Annotated in this window: 13 protein-coding genes; 10 read left to right on the forward strand and 3 right to left on the reverse strand. The window is 62.4% G+C overall.

Annotated elements, in window-relative coordinates; genetic code table 11:
- Nucleotides 1-52 precede the first annotated feature (52 nt).
- Nucleotides 53-1,198, reverse strand: a complete 1,146-nt coding sequence (locus tag ACQZ5H_RS10610) for an alpha-hydroxy acid oxidase (protein ID WP_449097627.1) — start codon at nucleotides 1,196-1,198, stop codon at nucleotides 53-55.
- 318 nt (nucleotides 1,199-1,516) lie between these two features.
- Here ACQZ5H_RS10610 and ACQZ5H_RS10615 point away from each other — a divergent pair, with 318 nt between their 5' ends.
- From ACQZ5H_RS10615 to ACQZ5H_RS10625, 3 genes are read left to right on the forward strand one after another with little or no spacing between them, the layout of a single operon-like run.
- Nucleotides 1,517-2,071, forward strand: coding sequence for a MaoC family dehydratase (locus ACQZ5H_RS10615; RefSeq protein ID WP_112712434.1), 555 nt, complete (start codon nucleotides 1,517-1,519; stop codon nucleotides 2,069-2,071).
- A 6-nt stretch (nucleotides 2,072-2,077) separates the two neighbouring features.
- Nucleotides 2,078-3,238, forward strand: a complete 1,161-nt coding sequence (locus ACQZ5H_RS10620) for a CaiB/BaiF CoA transferase family protein (RefSeq protein WP_130280039.1) — start codon at nucleotides 2,078-2,080, stop codon at nucleotides 3,236-3,238.
- A complete protein-coding gene (locus ACQZ5H_RS10625) occupies nucleotides 3,235-4,365 on the forward strand; it encodes an extracellular solute-binding protein (protein ID WP_449097628.1) in 1,131 nt (376 codons plus the stop codon). Before ACQZ5H_RS10620 ends, ACQZ5H_RS10625 begins: the two co-directional genes overlap by 4 nt.
- A gap of 54 nt (nucleotides 4,366-4,419) precedes the next feature.
- Here ACQZ5H_RS10625 and ACQZ5H_RS10630 read toward each other — a convergent pair whose 3' ends face one another.
- Nucleotides 4,420-5,259: an amidohydrolase family protein gene (locus ACQZ5H_RS10630; protein ID WP_449097629.1), complete on the reverse strand. Its 840-nt coding sequence runs from the start codon at nucleotides 5,257-5,259 to the stop codon at nucleotides 4,420-4,422.
- Nucleotides 5,260-5,313: 54 nt separating this feature from the next.
- Entirely contained in the window at nucleotides 5,314-6,099 is a 786-nt protein-coding gene (locus ACQZ5H_RS10635) for an IclR family transcriptional regulator (protein ID WP_112712426.1), read from the reverse strand.
- A gap of 167 nt (nucleotides 6,100-6,266) precedes the next feature.
- On the opposite strand from ACQZ5H_RS10635, the gene ACQZ5H_RS10640 reads away from it, so the two are divergent.
- The 7 genes from ACQZ5H_RS10640 (at nucleotide 6,267) to ACQZ5H_RS10670 (ending at nucleotide 13,109) form a co-directional block, all read left to right on the forward strand.
- The gene (locus ACQZ5H_RS10640; protein WP_449097630.1) at nucleotides 6,267-7,577 is read left to right on the forward strand and encodes a sugar ABC transporter substrate-binding protein; all 1,311 of its coding nucleotides are present in this window, start codon (nucleotides 6,267-6,269) and stop codon (nucleotides 7,575-7,577) included.
- 122 nt (nucleotides 7,578-7,699) lie between these two features.
- Nucleotides 7,700-8,593 (forward strand): carbohydrate ABC transporter permease, encoded by an 894-nt coding sequence (locus ACQZ5H_RS10645; protein WP_449097631.1) that lies wholly within the window; start codon nucleotides 7,700-7,702, stop codon nucleotides 8,591-8,593.
- Between the two features lie 3 nt (nucleotides 8,594-8,596).
- Nucleotides 8,597-9,463: a carbohydrate ABC transporter permease gene (locus tag ACQZ5H_RS10650; RefSeq protein ID WP_130280029.1), complete on the forward strand. Its 867-nt coding sequence runs from the start codon at nucleotides 8,597-8,599 to the stop codon at nucleotides 9,461-9,463.
- 6 nt (nucleotides 9,464-9,469) lie between these two features.
- On the forward strand, nucleotides 9,470-10,567 hold the full coding sequence (locus ACQZ5H_RS10655; RefSeq protein ID WP_449097632.1) for an ABC transporter ATP-binding protein: 1,098 nt from the start codon (nucleotides 9,470-9,472) through the stop codon (nucleotides 10,565-10,567).
- Nucleotides 10,568-10,583: 16 nt separating this feature from the next.
- Nucleotides 10,584-11,696: a mandelate racemase/muconate lactonizing enzyme family protein gene (locus tag ACQZ5H_RS10660; RefSeq protein ID WP_449097633.1), complete on the forward strand. Its 1,113-nt coding sequence runs from the start codon at nucleotides 10,584-10,586 to the stop codon at nucleotides 11,694-11,696.
- Between the two features lie 11 nt (nucleotides 11,697-11,707).
- Nucleotides 11,708-12,037, forward strand: a complete 330-nt coding sequence (locus ACQZ5H_RS10665; protein WP_449097634.1) for an L-rhamnose mutarotase — start codon at nucleotides 11,708-11,710, stop codon at nucleotides 12,035-12,037.
- Entirely contained in the window at nucleotides 12,030-13,109 is a 1,080-nt protein-coding gene (locus tag ACQZ5H_RS10670) for a Gfo/Idh/MocA family protein (RefSeq protein WP_449097635.1), read from the forward strand. The genes ACQZ5H_RS10665 and ACQZ5H_RS10670 overlap by 8 nt, the downstream gene beginning before the upstream one ends.
- Nucleotides 13,110-13,112 lie beyond the last annotated feature (3 nt).

Consider the following 13,112-nt stretch of genomic DNA (forward strand, 5'->3'; position numbering starts at 1 on the left):
GCCGTCACACACAACGCTTGCTCTCTCAATCGTGAACGGATCGAGGGCCGGATTAGCGGAAACGGACGTTCGCGCGGGTCAGCTGGTCGACTGACGAGCAGCCCATCAGCTTCATGCCGCGCTCGAGCTCGGCCTGCATCAGCGTCAGCGCCCGCTCCACCCCGGCCTGGCCGGCACCGGCCAGCGGGAAGAGATAGTAGCGGCCGAGGCCGACGGCCTTTGCGCCGAGGGATAGCGCCTTCAGCACATGCGTGCCGCGCTGCACGCCGCCATCGATCATCACGTCGATCTTGTCGCCGACAGCATCGACGATTTCGGCCAGCTGGTCGAAGCCGCTTCGCGAGCCGTCGAGCTGGCGGCCGCCGTGGTTCGACAGCACGATGCCGGTGCAGCCGATATCGATGGCGCGCTTGGCGTCCTCGACGGTCATGATGCCCTTGAGGCAGAACTGGCCGCCCCAGGTCTTCACCATCTCGGCGACGTCGTCCCAGTTCATGGCGGGATCGAGCATCTCGGTGAAGTAGCGGCTGATCGACATGGTGCCGCTGCCCATGTCGACATGGCTGTCGAGCTGCGGCAGCTTGAACTTCTCATGCGTGAAGAAATTGAGTGCCCAGCCCGGCTTGACGGCGAATTGCGCGATGCCCGCGAGGTTCAGCCGGAAGGGGATGGAGAAGCCGGTGCGCTTGTCGCGCTCGCGGTTGCCGCCGGTGATGCTGTCGACGGTCAGCATCATCACCTGGACGCCCGCTTCCTTGGCGCGCGCCATCATCTCGCGATTGAGGCCGCGGTCCTTGTGGAAATAGAACTGGTAGACCTGCGGCGCGCCGCTGATCCGCCGCGCTTCCTCCAGGCTGACGGTGCCGAGCGAGGAGACGCCGAACATCGTGCCGAACTTGCCGGCAGCACGCGCCACCGCGCGCTCGCCCTCGTGATGGAACAGCCGCTGCAGCGCTGTCGGCGAGCAATAGACCGGCATCGCCAGCCGCTGGCCCATGACCGTGACCGACATGTCGACATTGCTGACGCCGCGCAGAACGCTCGGCAGCAGATCGCAGCTTTCGAAGGAAGACGTGTTGCGCCGGTAGGTCACCTCATCGTCTGCCGCGCCATCGATGTAGTTGAAGATCGGGCCGGGAAGGCGGTGCTTCGCGAGGCGGCGGAAGTCGTGGAAGTTATGGCAATCCGTAAGACGCATGTTTTGGACCAGAATCTCGTTGTCGCAGGGCTCTGCTTGCTTGGGATTGATCGGCGGCGCATCCCATTATGGATGGAGCGCGCTCCCCTATCTTAGGAATTTGGCGCGGCGCGGCTGAAGATATCAAGGCCGCTAGCGCCTTTATACACATCGATGCGGCGCGGTCGATGATCTGCGGCTCTCATTCTCTCTCTGCCTCCCAGCTCTCGCGGCATTCACGCCGCGCCTTCTGTCTTGGCACAAACTTACGGGACTTGCAAAGATCACTCATATGTGAAAATGATCTTCACATAAGAAAACTCATTACCGGGAGGAGGCATGATCGTGGGCCAGGAGCCGACAGTCGGGATTTCGTCCACGCATCCGTCCGACATGCCGCAGGCGCATGCCGATCTGCCGGTCTGGAATGCCGAAAACTGGTTCTATGAGGACTGGCCGGAGGGCCAGAAGATCCGCTCGCTGCGCCGCACGATCGGCGAGAGCGACAGCCACCTCTTCAATGTGCTGGTGACCGACATCCATCCCTATGTGCAGGATCAGATGTTTGCGGAGAAGGAAGGCGTCTTCGGACGGCGGCTCGTTGCCGGTGCCTTCGTCTTCTCGGCCGGGCTCGGGCTTGTCGCCACCAACTGCGTCAACGCCTTTTCCTACGGCTACGACAAGCTGCGCTTCATCAAGCCGGTCTTCATCGGCGACACGATCTACACGATCCGCACCAACCTCGACAAACGCCCCCGCTACAAGGAACTCGGCCTGATCAGGGCGAGCTACGAGGTCTTCAAGGGCGAGGGCGAACTGGTGCTCTACTGCGAGCACCTGCAAACCGTGAAATACAGGAACCCGGCCGATTTTGCCGGCCAGACAGAAAAGTAAGATGCAATGACGCAATCCAGCGATCTTCCCCTGAGCGGCCTTGTCGTCGTCGACATGAGCCAGTTCCTCTCCGGCCCCTATTGTTCGCTGCGCCTGATGGATCTCGGTGCGCGGGTCATCAAGATCGAGCGGCCCGATGGCGGCGATCTCTCGCGCCGGCTCTATCTCAGCGACACCGAAATCGGCGGTGACTCGACGATCTTCCACGCCATCAACCGCGCCAAGGAAAGCCTGGCGATCGATCTGAAGAACGAGGCCGACCTGAAGGCGCTGCGCACGCTGCTTCTGAAGGCCGATGTGCTGATCCAGAACTTCCGGCCGGGTGTCATCGAGCGGCTCGGCCTGCACTACGATGCGGTGAAAGAGATCAACCCGCGCCTCGTCTATGCGTCGATCAGCGGCTATGGCGAAGAGGGCCCCTGGGTGAAGCGTCCCGGCCAGGATCTCTTGGCGCAATCGCGCTCCGGTGTGATGTGGCTGAATGGCGATGAGGACCAGGGACCGGTGCCCTTCGGTCTGGCGATCGGCGATATGCTCGCCGGTGCCGCCGCCTGCCAGGGCATCCTGGCGGCGCTCGTCCGCCGGGGGATCACCGGCAAGGGCGCGCATGTCGAGACCAGCCTGCTCGAAGCGCTCGTCGACTTCCAGTTCGAGGTGCTGACCACGCATCTGAACGATGGCAAGCGGCTGCCGAAGCGATCGAATTTCCGCAGCGCCCATGCCTATCTCGCAGCTCCCTACGGCGTCTACGCCGCTGCGGACGGCTATCTGGCGATCGCCATGACGCCGATCCCCAAGCTTGCCGATCTCCTCGAAATGCCGGAGCTCGATCCCTATCGCGACGATCCCTCGAGCTGGTTCCAGCAGCGCGATCTGATCAAGGAACTGATCGCCAGGCGGATCGCAACGAAGACCATCGACGAGTGGCTGGCAATCCTGGAGCCCGCCGATATCTGGTGCGCCAAGGTGCTGAACTGGAACGAACTGATGGAGAGCGACGGTTTCAAGTCGCTCGATATGCTGCAGACGGTGACCCGCGAGGACAACGTTTCCATTCTGACCACCCGCTCGCCGCTCCGCGTCGATGGCGCCCGGCCGGTCTTTCATCGCGCTGCGCCGCGTATCGGAGAGCATAGCGCGGCCATCCGCGAGGAGTTCGGGCTATGAGCAAGGTTACGCTGAAGGGAATGACCTGGAACCATCCGCGTGGCTACGACCCGATGGTTGCCTGCTCGCGGTTGTTCGAGGAACAGACGGGCACTGCAATCCATTGGGAAAAGCGGTCGCTACAAGACTTCGAGACCTATCCGGTCGAGGAGCTGGCGCGCATCTATGACCTGATCGTCATCGACCACCCGCATGTCGGCCAGATCACTGGCGAGAAGTGCCTGTTGCCACTCGATGTGTCCGGCCGCGAGGCCGAGCGTGAGGCCTTGAAGAAAGGCAGCGTCGGCGCCTCCTATCCGAGTTACCTCTGGGACGGGCGCCAATGGGGCTTCCCGATCGATGCCGCAACGCAGGTGCAGGCCTACCGTCCGGACCGGATCGCAAAGCCCGCCGCGACCTGGCAGGAGGTTCTCGATCTCGCCCGAAAAGGGCAGGTTCTGCTGCCGCTCCGCCCGCCGCATACGCTGATGACCTTCTATACGCTGTCGGCCAATCGCGGGCATCCGTGCCAGACGGAAGCCGGTCAATTGATCGATCCGGCCGCTGGCGCCGAAACCGTCGAAATGATGCGGGAGATTGCTGACCTCATCGACCCCGAATGTTTCGAGATGGACCCGATCGCGGTCTTCGAGCGCATGGCGCTTGCCGATAGCCCGATTGCCTGCGTGCCGTTGATCTACGGCTACATCAACTATTCGATCGAGGGTTTCCGCGAGAGCCTGATCAAGTTCGCCGACATTCCGGTCGCCGGAAATCTCGGTCCGATCGGTTCGGCGCTGGGGGGCACCGGCATTGCGGTTTCGGCCTTCTCAAGCCATCCGCAGCAGGCGCTCGACTTCGCCTACTGGATCTCCGGCGCAGACATCCAGCGCAGTCTCTATACGAGCTCGGGCGGTCAGGCCGGGCATGCCGCTGCATGGGAAGACGACGCGGCGAATGCGGCGACGGCGGATTTCTACCGCGGTACCCGTGCCACCCTCGAGGGTGCCTGGGTCCGGCCCCGGCACGACGGCTACATGGCCTTCCAGCAGCGGGGATCCGACAGGTTGAACGAAGGCCTGAAGGGGAAACAGAGCGCAGCCGTGATCGTTGCCGATCTGAACAGGCTCTTTGCAGAGAGCTGCTGAAGCCCTGCTATCGTGGCGCCCGTTTCCGTGTCCGGCAGCGAGCGCCACGTCCGGTTAGCCGAGATTCCAGATCTTCCTGGCATTGCCCGAAAAGACCTTCGTCCGCTCGCTCTCGCTATTGCCCGAGAACAACGCATAGGTCGTCGCCACCCATGTCGAGAGGCCGCCGCCCAGCGTGCAGACCGGCCAGTCGCTGCCCCAGACGAGGCGATCCCAACCAAAGCTTGACGTGACATGCTCGACATAGGGCCGCAGCGTCTCGACGTCCCAGGTCCCGGCATCGGCATAGGCGACGATGCCCGAGACCTTGCAGACAACGTTCGGCCGCTTGGCCATGTCCCGGATACCGTCGTTCCAGCCGTCGTACGCGCCGCTGCTGATCGCCGGAACGCCACAGTGATCGAGGACGAATTCCACATCCGGCGCCAGATCGACGAGCGCCATCGCCCGGGTCATCTGATGCGGCAAAACGCAGAGGTCGAAGGTCAGGCCGGTGCCGGACATGCGCTTGATGTTTTCGCGAAACAGGGCGCCTTCGGAGAGATCATCCGGAACGACGTGGAGAACGCGCCGGAAGCCCTTCACGAAGGGATCGGCCACCTGACGCTCAAGATAGCCTGCAAAGCCTTCCTCCTCGGGGCGGCAGGAGGCGATGACGCCGCGGATCAGATTGCCGTCACCCTGCGAAAGCTCCCGGACGACATCCGTCTCCCGCTGGATTTCGCCGGGATAGACGTCGACCTCCATATGCAGCGCCGCATCGATGCCGCAGCGGCGGGCTTCCGTCGCATAGGTGCTATAGAGGAAGTCCTGATTGAGCGCCGGGACGCCGGAGAGCCAGGGATAGTTCAGTTTCGACTTGTTGATCAGGTGCAGGTGAGTGTCGATAAGCAAAGCGTCCTCCCCGTTTTGCGGCTTATGCAGAGATCATTCAGATAAGAAATAGGCCTAGAACTTCACGTTGACATCGGATCCGACGAGCAGCGACAGCTGTTCCGCCGTCTTCTGCAGGTGGGTGATCGTGCGGGTGATGTCAGGCGCGCTCGGCGCGTTGACCAGCGCGATATAGGGGCAGGTGAGGGCGGCGATGCCGCGTCCGTCCGGTCCCAGAATCGGTGCCGAGAGGTTGTAGACGCCGGCCGTCTGGGCGCTCGCCATCATCTCGTAGCCCCGCTCGCGGATCTGGTCGAGCCGCTCGTAGAATTCGGGCGTCAGCCGCGGATCGTCCTTGCTGCGCACATGCTCCGCGATCATCAATTCGCGCTCTTCGGCATCCCGGAAGGCCAGCAGGACGTGGCCGGAGCCGGTGTCGAACAGGTTCACATGCGAGCCGACGCGGATCGAAATGCCCCAATAATCCGGGGCTTCCTGCTGGGCAATGACAACGGCATAGCCGCGGTCGAAGACGGCGAGATGGTTTGCCTGCCGGCTCTTCTGCGCCAGATCGCGCATCAGCGGCGTCGCGAAGGAGGCCAGGCGGCGGGTCGGCGCATGCAGCTGCGACAGGCCGAAGAGCTTCAGCGTCAGCGCAAAGCGATCACCTTCCAGCTTCGTCACATAGCCACGGCGCACCAGGCGGTCGAGCATGCGGTAGAACTCGTTCGGGCTGCGGTCGAGCCGCTTCGATATTTCCGCCTGCGTCAGGCCGTCCTCGACGCTGGCCAGCAGTTCCAAAATGTCGAGACCCTTGTCGAGCGCCGGGGCGCGGTAGCGGTCTGCGTCATCCATGTCCATGTGCGATCTCCCATGAATGATAGTTGCATATACGCAGACGGACCATTCGAGAAGGGAAAGTTCCGCTTGACGCAGGAACTTTCTTGTCGTTTGTATATAAACATAAAACTCATATGTGAGGAGGGTCGGCGAACTTGAACAAGGTCGCCGTTGTGGAGGAGAGGAATATGAAAAGATTGATAGCCAGCCTCGCGGCTGGGATTTCGCTATTTGCATCCGTGGCCAATGCGGCCGATCTGCCGGGCAAGTTCGAAGGCGTGACCATCGATGCCAAGCTGATCGGCGGCCAGCAGTACGAGCCGCTCTATGCGCGCATCGCCGAGTGGGAGAAGGAGACCGGCGCCAAGGTCAACGTTCTCTCGAAGAAGAACTATTTCGAACTCGACAAGGAAATGAAGTCGGACCTGGCTTCGGGCGACATCAAGTGGTGCGTCGGCTCCAACCATTCGTCCTTCGCACCGATCTACGAAGGCCTCTATACCGACCTGAAGCCGCTTCTGCCGGCTGATGAAATCGCCAAGTTCGTCGACTCGACGATCTCCGCTTCGACGATCGACGACAAGCTGGTCATGCTGCCGCGCGCCCAGTTCGACGTTTCGGCCATGTATTACCAGAAGAGCCTCTATACCGACGAAGCCAAGAAGAAGGCGTTCAAGGAAAAGTACGGCTATGATCTGGCGCCGCCGGACACCTGGAAGCAGGTTTCCGACCAGGCCATCTTCTTCGCCAATCCGCCGAATTTCTTCGGCACGCAGTTCCCGGGCAAGGAAGAGGCGATCAACGGCCGCTTCTTCGAAATGCTGGTCGCCGAGGGCGGCGAATATCTCGACAAGGACGGCAAGCCGGCCTTCAATTCCGATGCCGGTATGCGCGCGCTCGACTGGTTCGTGAACATGTACAAGGCGAAGGCCGTTCCGGCCGGCACGACCAATTACCTCTGGGATGACCTCGGCGCCGGCTTCGCATCGGGCACGGTGGCACTCGATCTCGACTGGCCTGGTTGGGCTGCTTACTTCAACGACCCGAAGAACTCGAAGATTGCCGGCAATGTCGGCGTGATCGTCCAGCCTGCCGGTTCTTCCGGCAAGCGGACCGGCTGGTCCGGTCACCACGGCTTCTCGGTCACCGAAGCCTGCGAGCACAAGGATGCGGCGGCCTCGCTCGTCTGGTTCCTCACCAATGAGGATTCGCAGAAGATCGAAGCTGCGAACGGCACCCTGCCGACCCGCAAGGCGGTCTGGGACTGGGATATCCAGCAGGCCGCAAGCGACCCTTACAAGAAGGAAGCTCTCGGCGCCTTCCAGGAAGCCATGAAGCATGCCTTCCCGGTTCCGCGCACGCCTGAATGGATCGAGATTTCCAACGCGGTCTATCCGGAACTGCAGTCGGCCATCCTTGGCGACAAGACCTCCAAGGAGGCTCTCGACGCTGCAGCCGACAAGGCGACCAACATCCTCAAGGACGCTGGCGCTCTCTGATCCTGTCATAACAGGTCCCGCATCCGGAAACGGGTGCGGGGCTTCATTTTTGGAAGACCGGAGCTTCTTGCAGGCTCCCTCCTGCAGTCCAGGCGCCGGATATGGCGTGGACAGGTCGCTCGATGTTCAAAAAAATTCCGACACCCATTCTTCTGCTTCTGCCGGCCATCATCGTGCTGGCGGCGGTCGTCTTGGTTCCCCTGCTGCTTTCGCTTTATTCCAGCTTCACGCCATTCCGGCTAACCCGGCCGCAGACGCTCTATGTCTTCGTCGGCCTGCGCAACTACATGCGCATCCTCACCGATCCGGTGTTTCTCGCCGCTTTCGTGCGCACCGTCGTACTGCTGACGATAGCGCTCAATCTCGAAATGCTGCTCGGTCTCGGCCTGGCGCTGCTCGTCAACAAGGCGACCATGGGCCAGCGCGTGCTGCGCACCATGATGATGTTCCCGATGATGTTTTCGCCGGTGCTCGTCGGCTTCCAGTTCAAGTTTATGTTCAACGACAATGTCGGCCTGATCAACAATGCCCTGCAGGCGCTGGGGCTGACCGACAACGCGATCCCGTGGCTGATTGACGGCAATCTGGCGCTGTTCTCGATCGTCGTCGCCGAGGTCTGGTCATCAACGGCGGTCTTCGCGATCCTGATCCTGTCAGGGCTGCTCGCCATGCCGCAGGAACCGGTCGAGGCCGCCCGCGTCGATGGCTGCACGCCGCTTCAGACCTTCCGCTATGTCATCTGGCCGTTCCTGATGCCCTTCGCCTTCATCGCCATGACGATCCGCTCGCTCGACGTCGCGCGCGCCTATGACATCGTCAAGATCATGACGGACGGCGGGCCGGCGCGGCGCACCGAGCTGCTCTGGACGCTGGTCGGCCGCACCGCCTATGCGGATGCGCAGATGGGCCTTGCCAATGCCATGGCCTATGTCTCGATCATCCTGTCGATCGCCTTCACCGTCTATTTCTTCCGGAAGCTGGCGCTCGCCCGCACCCAAATCGGCGCGGAGTGGTAAGCCATGGATCTCAACGCACAACAACGCCTGCGCCGCCGTATCGGCCGTGTCTTCTATCTGATCGGCCTATTCCTGGCGATGCTCGTCATCTGCCTTCCTGGCTTCTGGATCGTGCTCAGTTCGCTACGCCCGCCGGTCGAAATCATGGCGAAGCCGCCGGTCTGGATCCCGAACGAGCTGTCGCTCGATGCCTACCGCGCGATGTTCTCCGGTATCGGCAAGGGTGGCATTCCGATCTGGGACTACTTCCGCAACTCGCTGATCATCTCGATCACCTCGACGGTGATCGCGCTGGCGATCGGCATGTCCGGCGGCTACGCCTTCGCGCGTTTCCGGTTTGCCGGCAAGTCTGCGACCTTCCTCGGCCTGATGCTGACGCGGTCGGTGCCGGGTATCGCGCTGTCGCTGCCGCTCTTCATCGTCTATTCGCGCATCGGCATCATCGATACGCATTTCGGCCTGATCCTCACCTATGTTGCGCTCAACGTGCCCTTCACGATCTGGCTGATCGACGGCTTCTTCCGCCAGGTGCCGAAGGATCTGGCGGAAGCCGCGCAGATCGACGGCTGCACCCGCTGGCAGGCCTTCTGGAAGGTCGAGTTTCCGCTGGCCGGCCCCGGCATTGCCTCGGCAGGCATCTTCGCCTTCCTCACCTGCTGGAACGAATATGCGCTCGCCTCGCAGCTGACGCGTTCGGTCAATTCGAAAACCCTGCCGGTCGGCCTCCTCGATTACACGGCGGAGTTCACCATCGACTGGCGCGGCATGTGCGCGCTCGCGGTCGTCATGATCGTTCCGGCGCTGGCGCTCACCTTCATCATTCAAAAGCATCTCGTATCCGGCCTGACATTCGGCGCGGTCAAAGGTTGATTTCCCATGGCTCAGGTCTCCCTCAAGAAACTCGTCAAGCGCTACGGCGCGCTCGAAATCGTCCACGGCATCGATCTCGATATTGCCGACAAGGAGTTTATCGCGCTCGTCGGTCCGTCCGGCTGCGGCAAGTCCACGACGCTGCGCATGGTCGCCGGTCTGGAGCCGATTTCCGGCGGCGACATCGAAATCGGCGGCCGCGTCGTCAACGATCTGGCGCCGCGCGACCGCAACATCTCGATGGTCTTCCAGTCCTACGCGCTCTATCCGCATATGAGCGTGCGCGAGAACATGGGCTTCTCGCTGAAGATCGCCAAGGTTCCGCAGTCCGAGATTGATCAGCGCGTCAACGAGGCGGCTGCGATCCTCAGCCTCGAAGCCTTGATGGACCGCCGCCCGGCGCAGCTCTCCGGCGGCCAGCGCCAGCGCGTCGCCATGGGCCGCGCCATCGTGCGCAATCCCGAGGTCTTCCTGTTCGACGAGCCGCTGTCTAACCTCGACGCCAAGCTGCGCACGCAGATGCGTACCGAGATCAAGAAGCTGCATGCCAAGGTGCAGGCGACGGTGATCTATGTCACCCACGACCAGGTCGAGGCCATGACGCTCGCCGACCGCATCGTCATCATGCGCGATGGCCATATCGAGCAGGTCGGCACACCCGACGAGGTGTTCAAGCGCCCGGCAACCCGCTTCGTCGCGGGCTTCATCGGCTCGCCGCCGATGAATATCCTCGATGCCACCGTCGATGGCGACAGCGTCGTCTTCGCCAACGGCGATCGCCTGCCGCTGCCGGCAAAATTCAAGAGTGCGGTGACACAGGGTCAGAAGGTCACCTTCGGCCTGCGCCCCGACGATCTCTTCCCGACCGGTCACGGCCTGGTCACGGGAAGTGCATCGGAGGTTCACGAGGCGAGCCTCCCGGTCAGCATCACCGAGCCGCTCGGCAACGAAACGCTCGTCTTCGTCGAATTCGCCGGCCGGGAATGGGTGGCGCGCATGCTCAATCCGCGGGCGCTGGCGACAGGCGAGCAGATCAAGATGAGCTTCGACCTGTCACAGGCGCATCTGTTTGCAGCCGATACCGGCAAAAGCCTGGCAATCTGAGGGGGAGGAGAGAGACATGGCCCGCATCGAGAAGATTGAAATCCGCATGGTCGACCTTGCTCCCAAGGTCAAGCGTACGGATGCCATCCAGAGCTTCGTCAGCCAGGAAACGCCGATCGTCACGATCACCGATTCCGACGGCGCGACCGGCATTGGTTACAGCTACACGATCGGTACCGGTGGCTCGTCGATCATGCGGCTACTCTCGGATCATCTCGTTCCGCTGCTGATCGGCGAGGATGCCGATTGCATCGAGGCGATCTGGCACAAGATGGAATTTGCGACGCACGCGACGACGATCGGTGCGATCACCGCACTGGCGCTTGCCGCCGTCGATACTGCTCTCTGGGATCTCCGGGCCAAGAAGCAAGGACTGCCGCTGTGGAAGCTGGCGGGCGGCGCCAAGGATAGCTGCCCGCTCTACACCACCGAAGGCGGCTGGCTGCATATCGAGAAGGAAGCGCTGGTCGAAGACGCGCTGCTGGCGAAGTCGAAGGGCTTCTCCGGCTCCAAGGTGAAGATCGGCAAGCCGCATGGCGCTGAAGACTACGCGCGCCTTTCGGCCGTGCGCGCCGCCGTCGGAGACGGCTTCGAGATCATGACGGATTGCAATCAGGGCTTCATGGTCGATGAAGTAATCCGCCGCGCCGCGCGCCTGAAGGAACTCGACCTTGCCTGGATCGAGGAGCCGCTGCCGGCCGACGATCTCGATGGGCATATCCGCCTGTCGCGCTCGACCGCAACCCCGATTGCCGTCGGCGAGTCGATCTATTCGATCCGCCACTTCCGCGAATATATGCAGAAGGGCGCCTGCTCGATCGTCCAGGTCGATGTTGCCCGCATCGGCGGCATCACGCCCTGGCTCAAGGTGGCGCACGCTGCCGAGGCCTTCGACATCCCGGTCTGCCCGCACTTCCTGATGGAACTGCATGTCAGCCTGGTCTGCGCGGTGCAGAACGGCAAATATGTCGAATACATTCCGCAGCTCGATCAGCTGACCACCAAGGGCATGGAGATCCGTGACGGCCGGGCGATCGCGCCGTCCGAACCGGGGCTCGGCATCAGCTGGGATTGGCTGGCGGTCGAGGCTCGCTCGATCAAGGAATTCACCCGAGAGTTTCGCGGCTGAGGAGAGTGGCCATGCAGCGCATGGGAATGGTTGTCGGGCTGAAGCCCGAGAAGATCGCGGAGTACAAAGCGCTGCATGCGGCCGTCTGGCCGGAGATCCTGGCGCTGATCTCCGAATGCAACATCACCAACTATTCCATCTTCCTGAAAGAGCCGGAAAACCTGCTCTTCGGCTATTGGGAATATACCGGCGACGACTTCGACGCCGACATGGCGAAGATGGCGACGCATCCGAAGAACAAGGAATGGTGGGCCGTCTGCATGCCGCAGCAGCAGCCGCTCGAAACCCGCAAGCCCGGCGAATGGTGGGCGATGATGGAGGAGGTCTTCCATCATGACTGAGGCCTTCGATCCAAGCCGTCTGCGGCAATCATGGCCGCGCCCGGCCAAGCCCCGCCCGATCGTCATTTTCGGCGCCGGAAGCATCGTCGGCGACGCGCACCTTCCGGCCTACAGAAAGGCCGGATTCCCCGTCGCCGGCATCTTCGATCCGAATTTTGCCAAGGCGAGCGCGCTCGCCGAGCAATGGGGCACGGTCGCTTTCGCCTCTGAAGACGACGCGCTCAAGACCGAAGGCGCGATCTTCGATCTGGCGACCCCGCCCGCTGCCCATGCCGCAATCCTGTCGCAGTTGCCGGATGGGTCCTTCGCGCTGCTGCAGAAGCCGATGGGCAGCAATCTGCAGGAGGCGACGGAAATCCTGTCGCTCTGCCGTTCCCGCAGGATAAAGGCCGCCGTCAATTTCCAGCTGCGCTTCGCGCCGATGATGCTGGCGCTGAAGGATGCGATCGCCAGGGGGCATCTCGGCGAGGTCGTCGATTTCGACGCCTGGCTGGCGCTGGCAACCCCGTGGGGTCTCTGGCCGTTCCTGAAGGGCCTGCCGCGCATCGAGATCGCCATGCACTCGATCCATTATCTCGATGTCGTCCGGGACCTGCTCGGCAATCCGCTCGGCGTCCACGCCAAGACGATTGGCCATCCGAACCATGAGGTGGCGCAGACGCGCACCGCCGCGATCCTCGACTATGGCGACAGGATCCGTTGCGCGCTCTCGATCAACCACGACCACGACTTCGGCCGCCGCTTCCAGGCCTGCGAATTCCGCATCTGCGGAACAAAGGGTGCCGCCTATCTGAAGCTCGGCGTCAATCTCGACTATCCGCGCGGCGAGCCGGACGAACTCTGGATCAGGGCTGATGGCGCCGCCGATTGGGTCTCCGTGCCGCTCGAGGGAACCTGGTTCCCGGATGCCTTTGCCAATCGCATGGCAAATCTGCAGCGCTTTGCCTCCGGCGAAGACGATGTGCTCATCGGATCCGTCGAGGACGGATGGCAGACGATGGCGCTTGTCGAAGCCGCCTATCAATCGAGCGCGAGCCCGGCGACGCCGTTGAGCCCGCTGCCGAAGGAGTAATCC

The sequence above is a fragment of the Rhizobium sp. 21-4511-3d genome, from assembly GCF_053522545.1.